The following is a 24,471-nucleotide window of genomic DNA, read 5'->3' as shown; positions in this document are numbered from 1 at the left end:
ACCACGGAGGACCGGTCCACGCCGATGAAGGTCCCCCGCCTCGATTCAGCGGCAGCCGTTGCCGGGGGGTACGGGCATAGCCTGGCGTTAAAAAAAGACGGAACGGTGTGGTCGTGGGGGCTGAACAATTGGGGCCAGCTCGGTGACGGAACGACAACGGACCGTTTGACGGCGAAACCGGTGCCCCGCCTGACATCGTCGGTTTCCATCGCGGCGGGCTATGGCCATAGTTTGGCGTTAAAAAGCGACGGGACCGTCTGGGCGTGGGGTGAAAACGGCGGGGCGCTCGGAAACGGAAGCGCTGTCAACAGCTCCGTCCCTGTCCGGGTGTCCGGTCTTGATTCGGCGCTCGCGATCGCCGCGGGCGACAACCACAGCATGGCCTTAAAGCGCGACGGGACGGTTTGGACGTGGGGAGATAACTTTAACGGCCAGCTTGGGGACGGAAAAACGTTCGAAATGCAGCATAACTCGCTCATTCCCGTCCAGGTAACCCATCTGGCTTCCGTCATCGCCGTCTCTGCGGGAAGCTTTCATAACCTCGCGTTGAAAAGCGACGGCACCGTATGGGCGTGGGGCGATAATTTCAGCGGCCAGCTTGGGGATGGAAGCACAAACGGCTCCGCAGTTCCCGTTCAGGTCTCGGGTCTGGATTCGGTCGTTGCCATCGCTGCGGGCGATTCCCAAAGCCTCGCCTTAAAAAGCGACGGCACGTTATGGGCATGGGGGAACAATTCCGAAGGCCAGCTTGGCGATGGAACGTTCACCGACCGGTTAACGCCCGTCCGGATTACGCATTTGCCTTTGGCGCGGTGAGGAAGCCATCGGTTCTTTTTGATGGAGGAGGGACTTATCCGTGAATCGTTTGTACCGGATTTTCAGTATCGTGAGCTTGATGATCTTTCTATTTGCCAATTCGGCGGCTGCACAAGATAAAGGACTCGGAAAGCGACGGAACCGTCTGGGCATGGGGGGATAATTCCGACGGTCAGCTCGGCGACGGGAAGACGACGACGGGCTGTCACCCGTCCGGATTACCCGGCTGCCTTTATAGCGGCAAGGACAGAACGGGAAATCATCGTCGCTGCTGCACAAAGCAAGTCAAAGCCTTGAGGGGTTGTCCTTCAAGGCTTTGGCATGCCCAACGCGAACCGGTTATCCGGTCATTCTGTTTCATCCAGGGGAGGCATACCAATCGTGAATCGAATCTATCGAATATTCGGTGCCGTCTGGTTCATTTCTTTTCTTATTGTTCATTCGGCGGCCGCTCAGACGGACAGGCAGCCGGGAGAAGCAAGTCTATTAGCCGGCACAACGCCCGGACAAGCCGCCGGTCCTGGCGGTACCGCCGCGGTCAGCAGCAGCGGCAGTCACAGTCTTGCGCTCCGGAACGACGGGACGGTGCAGGCATGGGGGGCGAACGATTTCGGCGAGCTTGGAGATGGAAGCGCTTTATTATACCGGACCGTTCCCGGCCCGGTTCCTGGCCTTGAGGACGTAACGGCCGTCGCCGCGGGAACGACGCATAATCTGGCGCTGAAAAGCGACGGAACCGTCTGGGCCTGGGGACGGGATACTTACGGCCAGCTGGGCGACGGAAGCGGCTGGTCTTGGGAAAAGAACTATAACGGTCCGCACAGCGACCGGAACTTCGTGGACCAGATCCATCCGGTTCCCGGACAGGTGCAAAATCTGGATTCCGTCATTGCCGTCGCGGCGTCAGATGCATTAAGCCTTGCGCTGAGAAGCGACGGGACGGTATGGGCATGGGGAGACGCCCAGCCGTTCGGTCTTGGCATCACGGCCGTTCCCGCTCCGCTGCCGGGTCTCGATCAGGTCGTTGATATCGCGGCGGGCAGCGGCTATATGCTGGCGCTGAAAAACGACGGGACCGTCTGGGCGGCGGGATACAATACGCTCGGAGAATTGGGCGTCGGAACGGCGGTAGATCATCCCGCTCCGGTCCGGGTAACCGGTCTGGATTCGGTGGTATCCATTGCCGCCGGCGGGCTTCATAATCTGGCGCTCAAACGGGACGGTACGGTATGGGCGTGGGGCAGCAATGCGTGGGGAGCGCTGGGGGACGGAAGCACTGTGGCGCGGTACGTTCCCGTGCAAGTATCGGGACTGGGTTCGGTCGTTTCCATCGCCGCAGGCAGCGATCACAGCCTTGCGGTAACTAGCGACGGATCGGCATGGTCCTGGGGAATCAATATTTTTGGCCAGCTGGGGGATGGGGGCACGGCGATCCGAACCGTTCCCGTCCGGATACAAGGTATCGGCTCGATCCGGGCCGCGGCCGGAGGGGAAAGCCACAGCTTGGCGGTCGGACCGGACGGGCGGGTATGGGCGTGGGGCGCCAACGGGCTCGGCCAGCTTGGCGACGGCACGACGACGACGCGCTTGACGCCCGTGCCGGTCGCGGAATTGCCCGCGCCGTCCGTCGACCGGACGCCGCCCGTCACTGCAGCGGTACTCGACCCGGCCAGCCCTAGCGGCCGGAACGGCTGGTATACGCAGGACGTCACGGTGACCCTCTTCGCCAAGGACGATGCATCCGGCGTGAGCGCAACGGTCTACCGCATCAACGGCGGGAACTGGGGCCCGTATACCGGACCTGTGACGGTTAATCGCGACGGGGCCTATACGTTTGAATACCGCAGCACGGATCATGCGGGAAACGCCGAAGCTCCCCGGCAGATCGGCTTCCTTGTCGATCAAACGGCGCCGGACTTAAGCGTTCAGCCGGCTAGGACCGTTTTTCGGCCGCAGAGCCAAATGCAGTTTCCCAAAATGACGATCAAGACGTCCGATGCCGGATCCGGGGTCGACTCGGTCGTGCTGACCGCCATAACGTGCAGCATGCCGAACGACGTTCATGGCGGGAAGCGAGCGGATAAGGGGCCCGGCCCGATGACAGAACGGCCCGGAAGCAGGAACGGTCGCGTCTGCGCCATCACGTATACGGCGACGGACAAGGCAGGCAATCGGACGAACGCCACGGTCGCAGTCCCCGTTCAACCGGCCGATTGAATCGGCGGCGGACCAAGCCGTCCGGAACGGCCGTTATTCGGCCGAAGCGGCCTGTTTGAAATAAGCCGCGAGGTCCCGGCTGCCGTAACAAGGCGCCGCCATATCGCGGGTCATGACATGATAAACGAATTCGAACGCGCCGGCATTACCCGGGCTCAGCCGCTTCATGACCGGGATAACCGGCCTTATCAGCCATGCCGGAACGGCTGCGATCCGTTCCGGTTTGCCGGCCGCTCGGAACGCAAGCCCTGCGATCTGCCGGTGGGTCAGCATTTGCGGACCGCCCACCGGGAGCTCCGCATTGCCGGCTGCCAATCCTTCGGCGCAAAATGCAGCCAGATCGGCGCCGTGGATCGGATTCATTTTCCGGTCTCCCGTTCCGAACAGGTAGACGCGCCCCTTGCGGGCCATTTGCAGAAAATCCTCCATATCGGAAAAATAGCCGGTCGGCCGAACGACCACATGACCGAGCTCCGACTGCTTCAACCGGCGGACGAATCGTTCCTTCGCGGCGGTCAGCGAGCCCGGTATCTCGCCGCCTTTAAACACGGAAATGTACATGAACCTGTCCGTTCTTTCGCTTGCTTCGGCTTCCCGCAGCACATTCAGATTCCCCTCGTAATCGACATCCATATAAGTCGCGCCGTCTTTTTGACGCGTGATGCCGATCGCGGAGATGACTGCATCCACCCCGTCGCACGCCCCTTCAAGGGTCGAAGGCTTCGTCGCCTCGCCCTTGAAGACTTCGTCCGTATACGACCGGACGGACGGGGACCCGTGCGGCCCCGGCTGGGCAAGCGATTCCGGGTTTCTCGCCAAAGCCCGCACCCGATAACCGCGTTCCTTCATCGCCTTGACCAAATACCGTCCCAAATATCCGGTAGCGCCGGCTATCAGCACCGTTTGCATTCGTCAGCCCCTCTTCCGGTTTTTTCCTATTGTACCACTTGCGGGTTCATCTTACCTGCCGATTCTGTTATCATAGACGGATAAGAAATAGCGAAAAGGAAGGTCGGACGGCATGAGCGTTAAGCTGACGGAGCGGGTGATCAAGCTGCTGTGCGGGCGCCGGGCATTCGAGGAAGGCGAGGCTTGCGTCCGGGCGGACAAGGTTACGCTGACCGGCAGCGATCCGGATGCGCCGGTCTACGAGGCGGCGGTTGCAGGGCGGGGGCGGGCGATAAGCCGGGTCACGGTCGAAATCGACGGCGACGGGGACGTCTATGCGGACTGCGACTGCCCGGCATTTTGCGGTTCGGGCGTCTACTGCGGGCATATTGCCGCCGTATTGATATACCTTCATGACCGGGACAACGGCAGCCGGCCACCAATCCGCGCGGCCTTGCCGCCGCTTGAAACGCACGAAGACTTCTCCGGCAAGCGGGACCGCCGCGAGCCCCGGACGACCGGCGCTTCGCAGCCGGACGGGGCGGCAGCGGCGGAACGCCTCCGCGCGGCACGCGACGCCGAGCTCGTCAGCGGCCTCATCGGCCTGTTCGGCGATCGGCCGCTCCGCCCGAGCGGGGCGGGAGCGTTCGTCGATACGCGCGAGCCGCTGAAGGCCGAATTTACGCTAAGAACGGTGCCTTCCGGCGGCCAAACGATGTTCGGCGTCGAAATGAAAGCCGGGACGAAGCGCCTTTATCCGGTGTCCAACATCGCCGATTTTCTCGAAGCGGTCAGCCGGCGCGAGCCCTTCACGGTCTCCCGGCATTTTAGGTACGAGCCCGGGATGTTTTGCTTCGGAAAAGAAGACGATGCGGTGCTCCGGCAGCTGGTTGACATCGCGCAGAACGAGTCAGTGTTTCGCGAGCCTGCTGCCGGCCGTTACGCCGCGCGGCCGTCCCGGGCGTCCGGCAGCAGGCTGCTGCTCGTTCCCCCTTTCGCCTGGGAGCCGCTGCTCCCGCTGCTCGCGGCCGTGCCGTCGGCAAGGCTGGAAACGCCGGATGGCACGGCCGAAGGGATTCGCGTATCGGACGAGCCGCTGCCGGTCCGCTTTGAATTCGGAGAAGCGGAGCCGGAGCCGGACGGGCAGGGGGACTGCACGCTGGAGGTGCACGGCTTGGAGACGCTGACCGTGATGGAGCCGTACGGCGTCGTCCTGTTCGCAGACCGGCTGCTGCAGCCGGGGGCGGAAGCGTGCAGGCGGCTTGCGGAGCTGAACCGGATGCTTGCAGGCGCCGGCATACGGCACATCCGGGTCCCCGCGAAAGACGCCGAGCTGTTTCTGGAGAAGGCGGTTCCGGGCCTGATGAAGCTCGGCAGCGTTCGCATCGCGGCGTCGCTGTCCGAAAGGATCGTCCGGCTGCCCCTCAAAGCGCGCGTCTATTTGGACCGGGTCCGGGACCGGCTGCTGGCCGGGCTGGAATTTCAGTACGGCGACATCGTCCTGAACCCGCTGGACGGGAGCGGCCGGCAGCGCGGCGAGGAACGCATTTTGATGCGGGACGGCGAACGGGAGGAGCGAATCCTCGGGCTGATGGACCAAGGGGACGCGGTCAAAACCGAAGGCGGCTATATTCTGGCCGGCGAAGAAGCGGAATACGAATTTCTGTACCGGATCGTGCCGGAGCTGGAGAAGCTGGCCGATATCTATGCCACCTCGGCGGTAAAGTCAAGGCTGCATGCCGGCCGGCCGCCGAAGGTGACGGTGGAGGTCGACGAACGGACCGACTGGCTGGAGGTGCGATTCGATCTCGAGGCGATTCCGCCGTCGGAAATCCGGGAGGTGCTGCGGTCGCTTGAAGAGAAGCGCAGGTTCCACCGGCTGCCGAGCGGGGCGCTGATGCCGCTCGAGACCGCCGAGCTGCAGGCGATCGCCCGCGTCCTGAACGAGCTGGGCACGCTGCGCGGCGGCATTCCGGGCATGGACGCCCCCGGCGTCTTTCGCCTGCCGGCGCACCGCGGCCTGCGCCTGATCCATTCGGACCTGGAGGGCGGCGCCGTCAGGCTCGGCAAATCGCTGCGCCGCCTGCTGGACGACATGCGCAGCCCGGACAGCCTCGATTTTCCCCTTCCGGACGGGCTGAAGCCCGTGCTCCGGGACTACCAGCGGCTCGGCTACCAGTGGCTGCGCACGCTCGCCCATTACCGCTTCGGCGGCATCCTGGCGGACGATATGGGCCTCGGCAAAACGGTGCAAAGCATCGCCTTCCTCGTCTCCATGCTGCCCGAGATCCGTGCGCGGAAGCAGCCGGCGCTTATCGTCACGCCCGCTTCCCTGATGTACAACTGGCTCGGCGAGCTCGGCAAATTCGCGCCCGAGGTGCGGGCCGTCGTCGCGGACGGCGGCAGAGCGGAGCGCGGCCGGGAGCTGCGGCGGGCGATGGCGGAGGCGGATGTCGTCATCACGTCGTATCCGCTGCTGCGCAGAGATGTGGAGCGGTATGCGGAGCATCGGTTTCACACGCTCATTCTGGATGAAGCGCAGGCGTTCAAAAATTACGCCACCCAAACGGCGCAGGCGGTCAAGGCCGTGTCCGCCGCGCACCGCTTTGCGCTGACCGGAACGCCCGTCGAGAACCGCTCCGAGGAGCTGTGGTCGATTTTCGATGCGGTGTTTCCGGAGCTGTTCCAGGACAGGCAGTCGTTTCTCGACCTGTCCCGGGAAGCGGCGGCGAAGCGGGCGCGCCCGTTTCTGCTGCGCCGTCTCAAGTCCGACGTGCTGTCGGAGCTGCCGGAGAAGATCGAGACGGTGCAGTCCTCGAAGCTGCTGCCGGAGCAGAAGAAGCTGTACGCGGCCTACCTGGCGCAGCTGCAGCATGAGACGCTGAAGCATTTGAGCGAGGACGGCTTTCAGAAGTACCGGATCAAAATTTTGGCCGGACTGACCCGGCTCCGCCAGCTTTGCTGCCATCCCGCTCTGTTTGTGGAGGGATACAAAGGCGGCTCCGCCAAATTCGAGCAGCTGCTGGAGATCGTGGAGGAATGCCGGAGCGCGGGCAAGCGGCTGCTCGTTTTCTCGCAGTTCACCTCCATGCTGCGGCTGATCGGAAGGGAGCTCGGCGTGCGGGGCGTCCCCTTCTTCTATCTCGACGGCGAGACGCCAGCGGACGAGCGGATCCGGCTGTGCGACCGGTTCAACGCGGGCGAGCGCGAGCTGTTCCTTCTCTCGCTCAAGGCCGGCGGAACCGGACTGAACCTGACCGGTGCGGACACCGTCATTTTATACGACCTGTGGTGGAATCCCGCCGTCGAGCAGCAGGCGGCGGACCGCGCGCACCGGATCGGGCAGCGCAGCGTCGTTCAGGTAATCCGGCTCGTGGCGCAGGGCACGGTGGAGGACAGCATGTACAAGCTGCAGCAGCGGAAGCGGAGCCTGATCGACGAGATGGTCGCGCCGGGGGGCGGAGACGAGCTGTCCGCGCTCGGCGAGCGCGAGATCCGGGACATTTTGCAGCTGGAGCAGACGGGAGAAAAGGGGTAAGCCTCCGTTTTCATTCGTATTCATGCATAGGCCGGGGTAACGAGAATAAATAGAAATAGAACGTATTCCAACCGACATCGGCGTAGGAGGCAACAGCATGCGGAACAAATGGCGCAATACCCCGGCTGCGTATGCGCTCGGCATGTTTGCCATGATGGTGCCGAGCCAAGCGTTCAGCTCCTTTTACAGCTATTATTACGTGGATAAGCTCGGTCTCGGCATCGGGCTGGCCACGCTCGCCCGCACGATTTACATGATTTGGGACGCCGTTAACAATCCGCTCGCCGGCTACTGGTCCGACCGCACCGATACACGCTACGGCAGGCGCAAGCCGTGGATCATAGCCGCCGTGCCCTTCATGATGCTGACCTTCATCATGATTTTCGCCGTGCCGCCTGGCTTGCGGGGGACCGGGCTGTTCTGGTGGTTTCTCGCCGCGCTGATCCTGTTCGAGGGCGTCGCGACGATTCTCTGGGTCAATTACGGCGCGCTTTTCCCGGAGCTGTTTCGCGGCAACCGGATGCGGGCGAAAGCGTCCGCCGTGCAGCAGGCGTATCAGATTGCGGCGCTGCTGATCGCCACCGCGCTGACGCCGATTTTGTTCGGTGCGATCGGCTTCGGACCGATGGCCGTCCTGTATTCGCTGGTGTTCGCCGCCGCGATGCTCCTGTGCGTTCGGCTGGTCGAGGAAGACAAAGAGTCGCGGCGGGAGCAGCCGCTTCCGCTGCTTGAGGCGTTTCGCGCCACGCTGACGAACAAGCCGTTCTGGCTGTTCAACATCGCCAATTCGTTCGCGCAGACGGTCAACGGTCTGCTTGCTTCGATCATCCCGTTCTACGCCAAATATGCGCTGCACATTCCCGAATCCCAGGTCTCGCTGCTGATGGCGTCCATTTTCGTTTCCGTCATTCCGCTCGTGTCCGTCTGGTATATCATCGTGCGCAGGCTCGGCGGATTCCGCAGCTGGCGCCTGTCGCTTATCCTTTACGGCTTGTCCGCCGTTCCGCTTTGGTTCGCGGGTAACCTGGCTGAGGGAATTGCGGCGGGCATCGCCATCGGCTTCGGCCTTACCGGATTTCTCGTCACTCCGAACGTGCTGAGCAGCCGGATCATCGATCTCGACGCGGAGAAGACCGGCCGGCGGCGCGAAGGCATCTATACGGCGGTGAGCGGTTTTATCACCCGCTCGAGCGGGCTGATCTCCGCGCTGGCCTTCTGGATTGTCGGCATCCTATTCGGCTATGTCAGCGGCGAAAATCCGGGCCCTCATGCGGAGACGGCGTTCCGCGTGCTGATCAGCGCCGTGCCCGTGCTGCTGCTCGCCGTATCGGTGGCGATTTCGCTGTTTATGCGCGACTTTTCCGAAGAGCCGGTGCGGACGGAGGCGGAAAGCTGAACGCCTTATTCAATAAGTCCGGTGCCGGGCACTGCCGTTTAACTATGTGACGCAAAGGAAGGGATTCGCCATCGCAAACGGACAACCATTGAAGCTCGGCGTGCTGGACCTCGTTCCCGTCTTGAACGGGGCGGACACTTCCGCGGCACTGGAGCAGGCCGCGCGGCTCGCCCAGGCAGCCGAAGCACTCGGCTACGGCCGCTATTGGGCGGCCGAGCATCACGATATGCCGGGATTGGCCTGCACGGCGCCGGAGGTGCTGCTCGCGCATGTCGGAGCGAGGACGCGGCGGATCCGGCTCGGGTCCGGAGCGCTGCTGCTGCCGCACTACAGGCCGCTGAAGGTGGCGGAATCGTTTCATATGCTCGCGAGCCTGTATCCGGGCCGGATCGACCTTGGCATCGGCCGCGCGCCCGGCGGCACGGCGCACGTCAGCATGGCGATGAGCGGCAACTTTCTGGAGCATGTCCGGGAGATGCCGGAGCTGCTGCGCAGCTTGACCGAGCTCGTCGGCGGACGCTACGAATACGAGGGCGTGCCCGTCACGGCCAGGCCGGTTCCCGCCGAGCCGCCCGAGCTGTGGCTGCTCGGCACGAATGCGCGCAGCGCCGGCTACGCCGCGCAGTTCGGAACCGGCTACGTGTTCGGCCAGTTCATGAGCGACGCGGGAGCGGAGGAAGCGCTGGCCGCCTACCGCGGCGGGTTTGTCCCGTCGCGGCTGTGCCCGTCGCCCCGCGTCATGATCGCGGTCGGCGCGGTATGCGCCGAGACGGAAGCGGAGGCGCGGCAGCTGGCCGCGTCCGCCGGCGCCCTGTTCCGCCCGGAGGGAGCCGGAGACTCGGCGGCGGACTCCACGCCGCTTCCGGGCGACTCGCCCGCCGGGGGGCCTGCCGAGGGCCGGAGGCTGCTTGCCGGCAGGCCGGAGGACGTGGCGGCGCAGCTAAGGGAGCTGTCGCGGCGGTACGGCACGGACGAATTCATCGTCGTGACGATGACCGGCGATTACCGCAAACGGCTCCGGTCGTACAAGCTGCTGGCCGAAGCGTTATGGGGCTGACGCGGCCGAAGCGGCTTGGCATCCGCGGACCGAAAAGCACGCCGGCGAATTTCTCGATTTCCATAAGGTCAGGCTGTCCAAACGGCAGTCCGGAATGCGTCTCTTCGCATCTCGGACTGCCGTTTTATGCTTGTGCGCCGGTTTTGGGAAGCTTTGCATATTCAGCGGTTACTTTTCCAAAATGATGCAACACTAATAACGCATGAATGTCCGCGGCATCGTTCACAGGCTTCCGTAAAGGAAAACCGGCCGTCCGAGGCCGATAAACCGCGTGCGCGGGAGCAAGAGGAAGCTTGCTCCGCAGCAGCCGGCGTAAACCGCCGTTAACGGCAGGCGGTTCGTTTCAAATCAATATATTGTGTGTTATAATAATTTTTATAACTATATATTGTGTTAATTGAGGGGAACGGAGGTTGTGACGGGATGGCATCCGGCAATGGAACGAAGCGTCTTGAAGGGCTGAGCGAGAAAATCTTTTTGGACCGTTACGCGTGGAAAAACCCGGATCCGAAGCAGGCGAAGCCGGGTGATATCGTGCTGGTCATGACGAAGGACGACCCGAAGTTTCCGGTGAAGGAGGTCGGGGAGGTCGCGGCGGTCGACGGCGGAGAAGCGACGATCCGGCTGCGGAATGGCCAAACGGTGCAATCTCCGGTGGAAAAGCTGACGCTGACGATCGAAGGAACGCCGGAGGAAATGTGGGACCGGCTGGCGGACTCGATCGCTTCCGTCGAGCGGACGGAAGAAGCGCGCCGGCTGTGGCGGGAGCGGTTCCGCTTCGCGCTGGACGACTGGAAGCTCGTCCCGGGCGGGCGGATTGCCGCCGGAGCGGGCGCGAGCGACGAGCTGACGCTGTTTAACTGCTACGTCATTCCGTCGCCGCACGACAGCCGGGGCGGTATTATGCGCACGCTGACGGAAATGACGGAAATCATGGCGCGCGGAGGAGGCGTCGGCATCAACCTCTCCTCGCTGCGGCCCCGCCGGGCGGTCGTCGCCGGGGTGAACGGCTCTTCGAGCGGCGCGGTGTCGTGGGGCGGGCTGTTCAGCTACACGACGGGACTGATCGAGCAGGGAGGCAGCCGCCGGGGCGCGCTTATGCTCATGATGAACGACTGGCACCCCGACGTGCTCGACTTTATTACCGTCAAGCAGACGATGGGCCAGGTCACAAACGCCAACCTCTCCGTATGCGTCAGCAACGCGTTTATGAGGGCGGTGAAGGAAGACCTCGAGTGGGAGCTCGTGTTCCCCGATACGAAGGATAAGGCGTACGACGAACGGTGGGACGGCGATCTTGACAAATGGCGGCGAAGCGGCGGCAGAGTCGTTCCCTACAAAACCGTACGCGCCCGCGACGTCTGGCACACGATCATCGAATCGGCCTGGAAGTCGGCCGAGCCGGGCGTCGTTTTTATGGAATATTACAACGAGGTGTCGAACAGTTGGTACTTTAATCCTATAATAAGTACTAATCCATGCGGCGAACAAGGACTTCCGGCATGGGGTGTTTGTAACCTGTCGGCGATCAATCTGTCCAAGTTTTACGATGCCGCGCGGCACGACGTCGATTGGGAGGAGCTCGCCAAGGTGACGCGGTGGTCGGTACGCTTCCTCGACAACGTCATCGAGGCGACGCCGTATCATTTTGAGGAAAACGAGCGGAATCAGAAAAAGGAGCGGCGCATCGGCCTTGGTTCGATGGGATTGGCGGAGCTGATGATCCGGCTTGGCATCCGTTACGGAAGCCCGGAATCGCTGGCGTTTCTCGATAAGCTGTACGGCTTCGTCGCGCGCGAAGCGTATCTGGCTTCGGCCGAAATCGCCGCGGAGAAAGGCTCGTTCCCGGCGTTCGAGGCGGAGCCGTTCCTGCAGAGCGGCTTCATGCGGGCGATGACGGAGGCGTATCCGGAGGTCGCCGCGGCGGTGCGGGAGCGGGGGATGCGCAACGTCACGGTCATCACGCAGGCGCCGACGGGCAGCACCGGCACGATGGTCGGGACGTCGACCGGGATCGAGCCGTATTTCGCCTTTGAATATTTCCGCCAAAGCCGGCTCGGCTACGACAAGCAGTACGTGCAGGTTGCGCAGGACTGGAAAGAAGCGCATCCCGGCGAAGAGCTGCCGGACTATTTTGTGACGGCCATGGACTTGACGGCGGAGGAGCATATCCGCGTGCAGGCCGCGATCCAGCGCTGGGTCGACAGTTCGATTTCCAAAACGGCCAACTGCCCGAACGATTTTACGGTTGAGGAGACGAAGCGGCTGTACGAGCTGGCGTTCGAGCTCGGATGCAAGGGCGTCACCATTTACCGCGACGGCAGCCGCGACGTGCAGGTGCTGTCGACGGCGAAGGAGGAGAAAACCGGCGAATCCGGGCGGCCGGCCGGCTCCGAAGCCGGGGCGTCCGAAGCCGCACGAGCCGGCTCCGGTGCAAGCGAAGGCGAAGCCCGCACCAGTACCGAGACGCTTAGCGCCGGGCAGGCCGGCACCAATGCCGGGCCGGCGGGGAACGCAAGCGGCAGCTCCTCAGCCGCCGAATGGCCGGCAGTCGCTCCGGCCGGGGGCGAGTACGGCAGCTTCGCAGCCGCCGAATGGCCGGCAGCCGCTCCGGCTGCCGCAGTTCCTGCACCCGAGCCCGACGTCGTCGACAAGGCGTACCGGAACCGCCCGCAGGTGCTGCGCGGCGCGACGTACAAAATCAACACGCCGTTCGGCATGGCGTACATTACAATCAACGACCTGAACGGCTCGCCGGGCGAGATTTTCCTGAACGTCGGCAAAGCCGGCTCGGACGTGTTCGCCATGTCGGAGGCGCTCGGCCGCGTATGCTCGCTGTTCCTGCGCTACGGCGACCACGGGAACAAAGTGAAGCTGCTCATCAAGCATTTGAAAGGGATCGGCGGCACCGGCGCGATCGGCTTCGGCGCGAACCGCGTGGAGTCGATCGCCGATGCGGTCGCCAAGGCGCTGGAAATGCATGCGCAAACCGGCGAGCAGGCAGCTGCGATCGAATCGGCTGAACCGCATGGGGTCGCCGGTTCGGAGCTTGGCCGCGCCGCCCATGAACAACCCGCGCATGGAAACGAAGGCGGCCCGTTCCCGCTCGACTTGTGCCCGTCCTGCGGCGCGGCGGCGCTGCTTAACGCGGAGGGCTGCCGGACATGTGCCAGCTGCGGCTACAGCCGCTGCAGCTGAAGCGTATTTTTGATGCTTAAAAAATGCAAACAGGCCAGGCATAAAAAATGCCTGGCCTGTTTTATTTTACGGTGAAGCCGTTGTTAAACCGCCTAATCGTTTATCTTGATGAACCGGAAATTGGTTATCCGTCATTACCCGAAGGCAAATAAACGGTAAAAGTCGTACCTTGATCAGGCTCACTCTCGACCCGGATAAACCCGCCGTGGGCTCTGACAAAATGATGCGCTATCGATAATCCTAGCCCCGTTCCGCCCGTATATCGCGATCGGGCCTTTTCAACGCGGTAAAAGCGATCAAACAGGTGGACCAGCTCTTCGGCCGGAATACCGATACCGGTGTCGGTCACCGAGACACAGGTATAGAATTTATTCCGATCCAAGACCTTGTCTTTCATGACCGCCGATATTTTACCGCCCTCAGGCGTGTAGCGGATTGCATTCGTCAATAAATTAATGAACACCTGCGTGATCCGTCTCGCGTCGGCCATCACCGTTACCGGCCTTGCGTTCGAATCGAAACGCAATTCCAGTCCGTTTTCCTCAGCCTCCATTTTCACATCATCAACGATTTGTTCAAGTCTTGCCGATAGGTCGAGCGGTTTGCAATCCAATGCCAAACGACCCGCCTCAGCCAACGATAAGACATGAAGATCTTCCACAAGCAGTCCCAAGCGGATCACTTCGTCATGGAGCCTGAGCAGCATGTCCGGAGGGGCGTACTGATCGGACTGTTGGGCATTTTCTAATTTGAGCTGCATGATCGAAAGCGGAGTTCGAAGCTCATGAGCGACATCCGCTACGAGCCGCCTGCGGGCGTCCTCAGCTTCCCGGAGGCGAAGCGTCATTTCGTTGAATGTCTGGATGACTTTGCCGTATTCGTCCTTGGATTGTACAGGAACGTTCACGTTCAGATCCCCCTGCTTAACGCGCTCGATAGCGGCAACGAGCTTTCTAAGCGGGATCGTCAGCACTCCTGAAATCCATAAACTGAAAAGCAGCCCGATTGCGAGGAAAAAGATTAAATTCTCAAGCCCGAATTTCTGCATCCTGCCTGAAACATACGTTTTCAACATCTCGATTTGTTCCCCGGGCGGTGCGTTCAAATAAGAGGCACTGATTTCTTCCTTACGAAATTGATCGAATAAAGATTCCATGTAAACCTGTTTGGTTACGGCATGAGCACCGCCGATAATAACAACGAGCAGTCCCATGCAAACAAATATTTTTTGGCGTGCCGTCAGCTTCATGATCGTTCGCCGAATCGGTACCCGAAACCGTATACCGTTTGAATATAACGAGGATTGGCCGGATCGTCCCCAAGCTTTCGGCGAAGATTCCGGATATGGGAATCCATCGTTCTTTCGTATCCCGTATACTCGTCCTCGAGTGCGACTTTTAATAAATGCAGGCGGGTGAAAACCATTCCGGGACGCGCAGCCAATGTGTACAGTATTTTGAATTCCGTCGGTGTCAGCTGGATCTCCTTGCCGTCCATGAATACCTGACATTTGGACTCGGAAATAATCAAGTTGTCTCTTTCCAACATCGACCTGTCTTCCGGTCCATGCAAGCGGCGAAGTAAAGCTCGGATGCGCGAAGAGAGCTCGCGTAAGCTGAACGGTTTTGTCAAATAATCGTCCGCACCGATTTCCAGACCGACGATTTTATCCGATTCATCCGATCGCGCCGTGACCATAATAATACCGCAATGCGAGGTTTGCCTTAATTCTCTGCAAACATCGATGCCGCTTTTCTCGGGAAGCATCCAATCGAGTACGACGAGCTCAGGCCGTTCGGACCGGGCAATCGCGAGCGCTTCCTTGCCGGTACAGGCGGTCAATACCCGAAACCCTTCACGCTGCAGGTAGGTGTGCATCTCCTCAAGCATTTCCGGTTCGTCCTCCACAAGCAACAATTTCGGATCCATTCCAATCACCTCTTTCCAGTCTGCTCCCAGTTCGAGGATACACCGCTTACCGCAAATTATAACGTGAATTAACATGCTCATGAAGGAATCCGCACAAAAAGAAGAAGATCTGCATAAGTTCTCGACATTTATTGTTTAAACTGACTGTGAAACGGGAGAAAAAGCCAACGAAAGCGAGGATTCAAAGATGAGCAACTCGTGGTTTCATTCATCGCTCGGCTGCCGCTTGCCCTTCGGGCGCCAAAATCAACAAAGAGGTGAAATTAACAAATGAAAATAAAGCTGGTTTCATTCATCGTACTTTGTGCATTTCTACTTGTGCCGACGATTGCGTCTGCTGCAGTGACCAACGGTAATGTCGGATACGGATTAACCCCCGGGCGGCTCTGGGCCTCGCTGGACGCGGTGGCGGGGCTGATCAGCGCGGTCATCGGCGGGCTGTCTCTGGCCCGTTCCGCCGGTCGTTTCGGCACCGGAAGCGGGCGGCGCGGGGCGATCGCGGCCGCGGTGACGGGACTGATCGTCATACTCTACGCTTTGCTGCATCTGATCCTATTTACAGGTGATTTCGGCTCTGGCGCCGGGCGAGCCGGAGTCATCATTGCCATCGTGGTGGGGCTGGCCGGCATGGTCCTCGCTGGGTTCACTCTGGCCCGCCCCAGCCGCACCAGCTGACCCGGTCCAAATCATTGTATGTATAGGAGGAGAAAGAATGGCCCCTATCAGGGTACGTTACATTGTCGACGATGCAGATGCGACAATCGCGTTCTACACACAGCATCTTGACTTCATTGTCAAAGCACATCCAGCACCCGGTTTTGCCGTTTTGCAGCGAGGTGATTTCAGCCTTCTTGTGAATGCCAAAAATGGTCAAGGCGGAGCCGCTCAAGCCATGCCGGATGGGCGAAAACCGGAACCCGGCGGCTGGAATCGGATTCAAATCGAGGTCGATGACCTGGACGGCTTGGTCGAGACCCTGCGTAAAGCCGGCCTGCGCTTCCGAAACGATATGGTCACCGGTTTTGGCGGCAAGCAAATCTTGCTGGATGACCCATCGGGTAATCCGATCGAACTTTTCGAGCCTGCAGGCAAATGAATGTTGATGTGTTTGTGTTAATAAAGGAGAATCGACTTGAAGGATCGAGCACTCATCCCGGCCGTGGACAGAGCTAAGCGAAGCACGAAGCTCCTATTTGATCGTGGTGAAATTGGTTGACCTTCTGAGAAATACGCTTGGGAGTAATGCCGGAAAATTGTTTGATATCTCGAATAAAATGCGATTGATCGTGAAAGTTGAGCGCATAAGCAACATCGCTTAACCGCACGTATTTTCCGGTATCCATTAACCTTATCGCTTCGTTAAACCGTTTCACCCGAATATAAAATTGCGGCGTAACGCCGACCGTTTGCATAAACCTTTTTTCAAGCTGCCGTTCCGATAGATTTAAATGTCCGAGCAAATCTTTTACCGTGACTGCATAAATGTTGTCCTGGATGAAACGCAGGCCTTCTTCAACCAAAGCATCCCTGGTTTGGGCATGCCGCAGCCTTGCAGATAAAAAAGCGGACATCAGCTTCACGCATTCTTCGCCGCTCTTTGCATCGATCAATTGCTCGTTAAGCTCTTCTCCTGCGAAATCAGGATACCATCGATTTGAATTGGTCAGAACGGACGCGTCCATACCGAACAGCGATTTGAGCGCATGCGGTTTCAGTACGGCTTGCACCGTTAGGAACGGCCCGCTGTTGAAATGCATGACCGCAAGCTCCATGGAGAAATAAAGTCGGCAGATGTACGATGCGTCCGGAGGCGGTGACGATACTTTTAATGGCCGAATTCCCGTTAAGGTGCTGAAATACAAGACCGGGCATGCCGTTTGGACATACTTTGATCGCCACTCCTTCCGAACCTGCGTATTCCGAAAATCGAAAATACTCCACATCGCTTTCAAGCCTTTCTGGAGGGGGAACATGCCGAAAGGTAATCGATCTCACGACATCGCGAATAGGAGGAGAAAAAATGAGCAGGATCGTAGTGATCGAGCATCTGACGCTTGACGGTGTCATGCAAGGGCCGGCCAGGCCTGACGAGGATACCCGTGACGGCTTCGAAAACGGTGGATGGGGGATCGCCGGCAACGATCCCGTCATGATGCCGGTGCTTGGCGCGCGAATGGGCAGCGCGTGGTCGCTTTTGGTCGGGCGCACCACCTACGAGGACTTCGCCAAGGTTTGGCCCAACCAGCCGGAGCCGACCCCCTTTACCGAAGCACTTAACAATGTGGAGAAGTTCGTCGCCTCGACTACCTTGACGGAGCCGCTGCCCTGGATGAACTCCACGCTTCTGAAAGGAGATGCTGCCGAAGCAGTCGCCGAGCTGAAGAGAGTGCATAATAAAAACCTGGTGGTCTTCGGCAGCGGCGTGCTGGTCCAGTCGCCGATGCGGCGGAACCAGGTCGACGAGTACGTTCTGCAGATTCACCCGCTGGTGCTCGGCAGAGGGCGCCGCCTGTTTCCGGACGGCAGCCCGAGTTCGCGTCTCAAGCTTGTCGAATCGGTAACGACGGATACCGGCGTCATCATCGCGACCTATCAGCCGGGTTAGGCATACTGAGCGGTATTCCGATTCTAAATTTCCGCCGCTGCTGTCATCATCCGAAACCATATACAGGAGCCGCGCGGCCCCGCTATTACGCATAACCGCATTCCCGAAAGCATTCGGGAGAGCGGTTATTTTATTTTGCGCTGAACTTATCGGGAGGGGGAGTCGATACAAGTAGTAGGGAGGCTAGAACGAAATGAGGAATCTTGTAATAGGTTATAGAAACGGTATATGGATACTCCTATTGGCATTTGTTACCGCGGCAATGGTTATTCCCGCCGTAAAAGCGAGAGGTGAAGGTACGATGCTGAAAACGGGAAATTATGTTTACAGCCCTGCAACGGACGGAGGCAATTCGCCCGATCTGAGGGCGACCGGGCTCATTTCTTCAGCCAATGGCGTATTGTTTGACGGAACGGCGGCTTATGCCGGCTGGATGGGGCGCGCGGGAGCGCCGTCGACGGTGCATGTGGTGATCGACCTGCTGAAGGACTACCCCCTGGACCGGATCCGCATGGTGATGAATTCGCCGAACAAATATTGGGGCTTTAAGGACATCACCGTCAAATTTCGTCCGGAGGCGGCAGCGGGTTATTTCATTGCGGACCGGCATGTCAGGCAGGGGACCGATTTGAATTACGCGGTATCCGTACCGATGCTGAACCGGACGGCCAGGTTCATCGTGCTGGACATCCGGCGGACGCAGCCGTTCCAGCATATTCCCCTTACGGAAGTCGAAATCTTCAGAGGCACCGGCGATGAAGGGCAGAATCCGACGCCCGCTTATAACGCGCAGCAATTGAAAGACGAGCTGAACAAAGACGCCCTGATCGCGGACCGGTACGGCCAATGGGCCAATGACAGCTGGCCGGGCAAAGTGACCTCCGACGCGCAGCTGAAGCAGGAATACGCGGACGAGGCCGCCGCTTTGGCGAACGCTGCGCGGGATCCGTCAATATACGACCAATATGGCGGCATCAAAAGCATCGGCCAATACGCGAGCACCGGGTACTTCAGGCTTCAAACAATTAACGGCAAATGGTGGTTCATCACGCCGGACGGGTATCCCTTTATCTTAAAAGGCGTCGACGCCGCAAGCCTGTGGGATTCCGGCTACAAAACGCTCGTCGAGGACGCGAACGGCAACCCCAGGCAGATTTTCGAGCAGCTGCCCGACCGGACGGCTTACGCTCCCGCCTATACGCGGGATGCGAACGGGGTCTATCTCAGCTTCGTCGTAGCGAACGTCATGAAAAAATACGGCAGCGATTTCGAAGCGAAATGGGAGGATATCACGAAAAAAAGGCTGATCCAGTGGGGGTTCAACGCCTTCAGCAAGTGGACGAAGCCGAAAAGCATCGCGTTTCCGTATATTCAAACGCTTCAGGATCCCCCGAATTTGAGGCGAATTTTGTGGACGTACGACGTGTTCGACCCGCAGAGCGAAACCATCATCGAGAATGCGATCAAGACCCAGCTTATCAATTCGCGGAGCAGCAAGTGGCTGATCGGTTACGTCTACGATAACGAAGCGGGCTGGGACTCCGAAGTCGTGGGGCAGGTGCTGAAGTATACGTCCGGTTCCCCGGCCAAAAGCGCATTTGTCGATTTTCTCGCGCAGAGGTACGGCGGCGATCTGGCCGCCGTCAACCGGCTTCTGGGCACGAATGCCCCAACGTTCGCCGCGCTGAAGGATATCCAGCTGAATATTACCCGGGTTCCCGCCGCAGATGTATCGGAATATATCCGCCTGGCATCCCGGACCTACTTTTCAATGATCCGGAACATTATTAAAAAATACGACTCCAACCATCTGTTCCTGGGCGCTTCAATTGTTCCGACCTGGCGGACCAGCTTGGACTGGGATCAGGCGGCTATGGATTACGTCGATGCGTTCTCCGTGGACAGCTATACGAGGAACGCCGATTGGATCGCGAGGTACGAAAAGTACGGGAAGCCGCTGCTCAATCTGGAGCACTCCTTCGGCTCATCCGACCGCGGACTTTCCTATATCAGCGCGCCTACGATGACGACCAGCATTGTGGACCGGGGTATCGCGTATCGCGAGTTTGCCGAGAGCCAGGCTGCCGATCCGCTCTTTGTCGGCTCCGGCTGGTACGCCTATTACGATCAGCCCGTCACCGGACGCCCGGACGGCGAGAACTATAACATCGGGCTTGTCAACCAGCAGGACCAGCCGTACACGGAGCTGGTGAACATCATGAGAGCCGCTCACGCCGGCTTGGAAAATGTCCATCTCTACGGGACGAACCTCGCCTTGAACGCATCCGCCGCGGCAAGCTCCTCCTATTCCGCCGCGTTCGCCGCCGGGAATGCGTTCGACGAGGCGGCCGGAACGCGATGGGCATCGAAATATACCGATAACGAGTGGATCTACGCCGATCTCGGCTCCGTCCGGGAGGTAAGCAGAGTAAGGCTGAGCTGGGAAGCGGCATACGGGAAGGCATACAACATCGAGGTGTCCGACGATACGATCAATTGGCGAAACGTTTACGCCGCCAACGCGGGAGACGGCGGCATCGACGACATCGCATTCGCGGTTGTCGCCGCAAGATATGTGCGCATGCGGGGCATTAAAAGGGGGACGCAGTTCGGCTATTCCTTATGGCGATTCGAGGTATACGCTCCGCCTGCCGCGAAGCTGGCCCCCGGACCGGTCAAAATCGAAGCCGAGAATTTCAGCTCGCAAATGGGGGTGACGGTACTTCCGTTATCGGCGGGCTCCGAAGCGATGAAAATCGGTTCGCTCCAGCCCGGAGACTGGGCGGCTTACGACGGCATCGATCTGACGGGGATGCTCAGCATCGATTTCAGGCTTTCCTCGGCCGCTTCGGGCACGATGCGGGTACGGCTGGAAAGCCGTACGGGTCCCGTAATCGGCACGTGCAGCGTCGTTTCCACGGGCGGCTTGCAAAACTGGACGATCACGAGCGTTCCGATTGCGCCGACCGTCGGCATCCAGAACCTCTACTTGACGTTTGAAGGCGCCGCGGAGCAGGAGATCGCCAATATCGACTATTTTATCGTCCGTCCGAATTAAAAGAACGATTGTCATTCCGGCCGCAGCGCCGGATATTTTTTTGCCGGATGCTTGTCCCGGGCGGTTCGTGACCGGCGCGCGGGGCGTATCTTTACGCCGCAACGGTTTAAAGCTCCAATTGGTCCCGCACGATCAGCGCCGCCCCGGTCACAACCGCGTCTTCCTTAAGCTCGCCTTTCGAAAACCGGGGCTCGTAAGCGGGGTAATAATAGGTGTTTTTCCGTGCGATCTCCGTTGCGGTCTCGTAATACATCGGATTCGAGTTAATCAGCGCGCCGCCCAGAAAAACGATTTCCGGATGGAAGACGTTAATCAAATTCGCGAGACCTACGCCGAAATAAACGGCCGATTCGCGAAACCATTCGCGTACGGCAGGCTCATCCGCCGCCAGCGCCTGCACGAGCACCTCGAAGCTCAGCTGCTCGGGCGAGACGCGATATTTCTCCGCCAGCGGGCTGTTCCCCATTTTCGCCTGGGTACGGGCCTGTTTCTCCAGCGCCTGCACGGAGGCCAGAGCTTCCAGCGCCCCGTAATTTCCGGCGGCATAGAGCCGCGGACCGTCGGTTTGAATGATCATCTGCCCGATCGACCCTTCCATATCGACCGTGCCGTGAACGATCTGGCCGTACGACATCATCGCCGAACGCAGGCTCATTCCGGCATGGACGTAAAGGGCATGCTGGATTTTTTCATGGCGGATCGACCACTGTTCCCCGATTAGCGCCGTATTCGCCCCGTTTTCGAGCAGGGCCCGAAACCCGGTTTCTTCTTCGAACATCCGGCAGATCGGAGCCTGCGCCCACCCTTTGGCCGGGAAGTACAGCGGATCCAGGATGACGCCGTTCTTCCGGTCCAGCGGGCCGACCGCCCCGATGCCGAGCCCGAGAATCCGGTCCGGTCCGATCCGGTGATCCTTCAAAAAGCTCCGCATCAGCCGGGCGGCGTATTCGACGAGCCGGGCGGGCGTAATCGATTCGTCCATCCGCCACCGGACGAGCGATTTCGGATTCATCTGCAAATCGAACAAGCCGAGCGTCGAAGTCAGCCTCGAAATTTCCAAGCCGAAAATATAGCCGTAATCCCGGTTGATTTTGTACAGGATGGGCCGCCTCCCGCCGCTGGAGGGACCGAGTCCGGTTGTTTCGATCAGCCCTTCGGCGAGCAAGTCCTCCAACAGCCGGGTCAGAGTGCTGCTCGTCAGCCGGCTGGACGACAGCAGCTCCGCTTTGGAAACCGTATCCCGGTCGGCAATTTGCTGATAGATGCGTTTTTTGAGTGAAGGAATCGATCGTTCCGGTTCGTTCATCATGAGTCCCCGCTTATCCGCGTATTTGAATGGGAAACATTCAGTTCGATTATAGCCCAACCTTGGCGGTTTCGCTATTTCAATCGGTACAAGGACGGCAACTTAATTTCAATTTGGATAAAAAAGCGGGTATTCAAGGAGACTTCAGGGACAATCCATGAATTTAACCGGGCGATTTATTTATTTTTTCTCTTTTTGAAAGAAAGTTCGTCTCAAAATGGATGAAAGATGATAAACTTGAAGGAGACGAACGTCGGTATTTTTTGAAGGGGGGCACCCGGTGCAGCATTCATTGAGAAGGTTTATAGATCCGGCCGAGCGGATTGCGAACCGTAAAGGGTATTATTGGTATGTCGTGTTCACGGTCTGTATCGGCGCGTTTATGGCGGCGCTGGATGCCAGTATCATCAATTTGTCGCTCCCTCTTCTGGTCAATCAGTTTCACGTTTCGATGCGCGATGTGGAATGGGTCAGCCTTGTTTATTTATTGACGCTGGCCTCCCTGGTCATTACATTCGGAAGAATCGCGGACATGGTGGGCCGAAAATGGATGTATGCCTTCGGTTTTCTCGTGTTTTTGATCAGCTCCGTGTTTTGCGGGTTGTCGGACAGCCTGCCGGCTCTGCTCGTGTCCAGAGTGTTTCAGGCTGTGGGCGCAGCAATGCTGCAGGCGAACAGCGTATCCATCATCACCGGCGCCGTACCGTCGGTTCACCGGGGCAAAGCGATCGGCATTCAGGCCGCCGCTCAAGGAATCGGACTGAGTCTCGGTCCGGTGCTGGGCGGAGCCATCCTGTCGCTCGGAAGCTGGCGCTGGCTTTTTTTCGTCAATGTGCCGATCGGCATTGCGGGGACGCTGCTGGCCGTGCTGCTGCTGCCGAAAGACGCCCGCAAACGGGGCAGGGAGCCGTTCGACATCTGGGGCTTTATGTTCCTGACGCCTGCGCTTGTGCTCTTGATTTACGTTCTCAATAAGGGAGCTGCGGCAAGCTGGTCTCCTTTCTATACGCTCTGCGCGTTTGCGTCGCTGTTGGCTTTTATGGCTTTCATCCGGGAAGAACGAAGATCGGCGCATCCGCTTCTGGATGTGACGTTATTTTTCAACCGCATTTTTTCCGTGGGAAATGTGCTCGGGCTTCTGTCCTTTACGTCGATGTACGGCGTTCTGTTTCTCAGCCCGTTTCTGATCGAAAGAATGTTCCACATCTCGACCTTAATGACCGGCCTTTATTTAGCGCTGGTGCCGGTCAGCATGACGTTCTTCACCCCGATTTCGGGCTATTTATCCGACCGCTTGGGGCCGAAGAAGCCCGCCGTTTGGGGACTGGCCGCGATTACCGCGGGATGCCTGCTGACCGGTTTCATTGCCGGCGGCCGCCTGGAGCCGCTGCTGATCGGCCTGCTGCTGACCGGGGCCGGAATGGGGATGTTTACCCCGCCGAACAACAGCAATGTGGTCGGCACGGTGCCGTTTGAGCGGCTGGGCGTGGCGGGAGCGACGTTAAATATGAGCCGGACGCTGGGCATGGGCATGGGCGTTACGATCAGCGGGCTGCTGTACCAGCTGTTTTCGAACATGTGGGATTCGGGCTCGGGAGAAAGCATCGGCGCGTTCCGGGCCGCCTATTTGTGTATGGCCGCCATCGGCATGATTGCACTGATCGTGCTGCTTTTGCAGAAGCATCAGGGAAGACGGTATTCGGACGAATACATTGAATATTATATTTGAATAGGATCAGGCGGAATGGGCCAAGCTTCAAAGGAAAACAAAAACAAAGACTGTCCGGAGACGACCTCGAAGGAGAGTATGAAGCTTGCGGAATACGTCAAACGATTCCAGGTTTATTCAGCAGCATTTGGCCAATGAACGCACCTATTTGGCGTGGGTTCGAACATGCATCGCCATTATCGGTCTCGGATTTTTGGCAACCGGCCTGTTGTTCCGTTCCAATATCGAGCATTGGATCTCGATGACTGCGGGCGTTGGAGCCGTGTTTTTGGGGATAGGGATCCTTGCGATGGCGACGAGGGATTTTTTCTGGAAACGAAAAGCCATCAACGAGGAGCGGTTTCGATCTCCCGCATTTATGATCGGGTTCGCTTTTTTCTCCCTGGGATGTATCGGCGCTCTGCTGGCCGTTTTGATCCTGATCTTGGCGGTCTAAGCCGAAAATGCGTTAAAAATGCGGACTGGACATTGAATAGTGCTATACTTTACGAAGAATGATAAGATTTTGATAGCACCATCTAAACAGCGGCTGGCTCAGACTCGAAAAACGAGTTTTGACTGCCGCTGTTTTTATGTCCCGTCCTATCTACCCATGTCACCCTGCAGGATCGCAAACGGCTTTTTCCTTCGAAAGACGGCCAGCACCGCTTTTCCGGCAATACGACGGTCCAACAGGCTCCGGGCGGCACGGCGATTTGGGTTGAGTTAATAGAGGCAGAAGAAAAAGGGAATTA

The 24,471-nt window shown here is 59.2% G+C and carries 17 protein-coding genes and 1 pseudogene; 13 read left to right on the top strand and 5 right to left on the bottom strand.

All coding sequences use genetic code 11. From position 1 onward, the window contains the following. Nucleotides 1-24: 24 nt before the first annotated feature. The 3 genes and pseudogenes from PD282_RS23560 (at nt 25) to PD282_RS23555 (ending at nt 3,033) form a co-directional block, all read left to right on the top strand. Entirely contained in the window at nt 25-816 is a 792-nt protein-coding gene (locus PD282_RS23560; protein WP_274653739.1) for an RCC1 domain-containing protein, read from the top strand. Between the two features lie 92 nt (nt 817-908). After that, nucleotides 909-1,028 (top strand): annotated as a pseudogene (locus PD282_RS27490) (hypothetical protein); the annotation flags it as partial. 169 nt (nt 1,029-1,197) lie between these two features. After that, the gene (locus tag PD282_RS23555) at nt 1,198-3,033 is read left to right on the top strand and encodes an RCC1 domain-containing protein (protein ID WP_274653737.1); all 1,836 of its coding nucleotides are present in this window, start codon (nt 1,198-1,200) and stop codon (nt 3,031-3,033) included. A gap of 33 nt (nt 3,034-3,066) precedes the next feature. On the opposite strand, the gene PD282_RS23550 is transcribed toward PD282_RS23555, so the two are convergent. Continuing rightward, nucleotides 3,067-3,942, bottom strand: a complete 876-nt coding sequence (locus tag PD282_RS23550) for an SDR family oxidoreductase (protein ID WP_274653735.1) — start codon at nt 3,940-3,942, stop codon at nt 3,067-3,069. Nucleotides 3,943-4,054: 112 nt separating this feature from the next. On the opposite strand from PD282_RS23550, the gene PD282_RS23545 reads away from it, so the two are divergent. From PD282_RS23545 to PD282_RS23530, 4 genes are all read left to right on the top strand, one after another. Then, the gene (locus tag PD282_RS23545; RefSeq protein WP_274653733.1) at nt 4,055-7,459 is read left to right on the top strand and encodes a DEAD/DEAH box helicase; all 3,405 of its coding nucleotides are present in this window, start codon (nt 4,055-4,057) and stop codon (nt 7,457-7,459) included. A gap of 97 nt (nt 7,460-7,556) precedes the next feature. Continuing rightward, a complete protein-coding gene (locus tag PD282_RS23540; RefSeq protein ID WP_274653731.1) occupies nt 7,557-8,855 on the top strand; it encodes an MFS transporter in 1,299 nt (432 codons plus the stop codon). Between the two features lie 46 nt (nt 8,856-8,901). Beyond that, entirely contained in the window at nt 8,902-9,912 is a 1,011-nt protein-coding gene (locus tag PD282_RS23535; protein ID WP_274653729.1) for an MsnO8 family LLM class oxidoreductase, read from the top strand. A 423-nt stretch (nt 9,913-10,335) separates the two neighbouring features. Continuing rightward, nucleotides 10,336-13,110, top strand: a complete 2,775-nt coding sequence (locus tag PD282_RS23530) for an adenosylcobalamin-dependent ribonucleoside-diphosphate reductase (protein WP_274653727.1) — start codon at nt 10,336-10,338, stop codon at nt 13,108-13,110. A gap of 124 nt (nt 13,111-13,234) precedes the next feature. Here the strand turns inward: PD282_RS23530 and PD282_RS23525 are convergent, their stop codons facing one another. Continuing rightward, nucleotides 13,235-14,359 carry a sensor histidine kinase gene (locus tag PD282_RS23525; protein ID WP_274653725.1) on the bottom strand — a complete coding sequence of 375 codons (1,125 nt, stop codon included), beginning with the start codon at nt 14,357-14,359 and terminating at the stop codon, nt 13,235-13,237. Then, nucleotides 14,356-15,039, bottom strand: a complete 684-nt coding sequence (locus tag PD282_RS23520; RefSeq protein WP_274655444.1) for a response regulator transcription factor — start codon at nt 15,037-15,039, stop codon at nt 14,356-14,358. Before PD282_RS23520 ends, PD282_RS23525 begins: the two co-directional genes overlap by 4 nt. Nucleotides 15,040-15,309: 270 nt before the next feature. Here PD282_RS23520 and PD282_RS23515 point away from each other — a divergent pair, with 270 nt between their 5' ends. Together PD282_RS23515 and PD282_RS23510 are read left to right on the top strand one after the other, a co-directional pair. Further along, nucleotides 15,310-15,714, top strand: coding sequence for a DUF6223 family protein (locus PD282_RS23515; RefSeq protein ID WP_274653723.1), 405 nt, complete (start codon nt 15,310-15,312; stop codon nt 15,712-15,714). Between the two features lie 37 nt (nt 15,715-15,751). Further along, nucleotides 15,752-16,135, top strand: a complete 384-nt coding sequence (locus PD282_RS23510) for a VOC family protein (RefSeq protein ID WP_274653721.1) — start codon at nt 15,752-15,754, stop codon at nt 16,133-16,135. A gap of 73 nt (nt 16,136-16,208) precedes the next feature. Here PD282_RS23510 and PD282_RS23505 read toward each other — a convergent pair whose 3' ends face one another. Continuing rightward, a complete protein-coding gene (locus PD282_RS23505; protein WP_274653719.1) occupies nt 16,209-16,796 on the bottom strand; it encodes a helix-turn-helix domain-containing protein in 588 nt (195 codons plus the stop codon). Nucleotides 16,797-17,059: 263 nt separating this feature from the next. Between PD282_RS23505 and PD282_RS23500 the strand changes: the two genes are divergently transcribed. Further along, entirely contained in the window at nt 17,060-17,644 is a 585-nt protein-coding gene (locus PD282_RS23500) for a dihydrofolate reductase family protein (protein WP_274653717.1), read from the top strand. A gap of 301 nt (nt 17,645-17,945) precedes the next feature. Next, complete coding sequence (locus PD282_RS23495; protein ID WP_274653715.1) at nt 17,946-20,702, top strand: carbohydrate-binding protein; 2,757 nt, start codon at nt 17,946-17,948, stop codon at nt 20,700-20,702. Between the two features lie 106 nt (nt 20,703-20,808). Here the strand turns inward: PD282_RS23495 and PD282_RS23490 are convergent, their stop codons facing one another. Beyond that, on the bottom strand, nt 20,809-22,011 hold the full coding sequence (locus PD282_RS23490; RefSeq protein ID WP_338045221.1) for an ROK family protein: 1,203 nt from the start codon (nt 22,009-22,011) through the stop codon (nt 20,809-20,811). Between the two features lie 277 nt (nt 22,012-22,288). On the opposite strand from PD282_RS23490, the gene PD282_RS23485 reads away from it, so the two are divergent. Together PD282_RS23485 and PD282_RS23480 are read left to right on the top strand one after the other, a co-directional pair. Continuing rightward, nucleotides 22,289-23,737: an MFS transporter gene (locus PD282_RS23485; RefSeq protein WP_274653713.1), complete on the top strand. Its 1,449-nt coding sequence runs from the start codon at nt 22,289-22,291 to the stop codon at nt 23,735-23,737. An 85-nt stretch (nt 23,738-23,822) separates the two neighbouring features. Next, the gene (locus PD282_RS23480) at nt 23,823-24,173 is read left to right on the top strand and encodes a YidH family protein (RefSeq protein WP_274653711.1); all 351 of its coding nucleotides are present in this window, start codon (nt 23,823-23,825) and stop codon (nt 24,171-24,173) included. The last annotated feature ends 298 nt before the right edge of the window (nt 24,174-24,471 follow it).

The sequence above is a fragment of the Paenibacillus humicola genome (genome assembly GCF_028826105.1).
Taxonomy (GTDB): domain Bacteria; phylum Bacillota; class Bacilli; order Paenibacillales; family Paenibacillaceae; genus Paenibacillus_Z; species Paenibacillus_Z humicola.
This window is presented reverse-complemented; position numbering and strand designations above follow the sequence as displayed.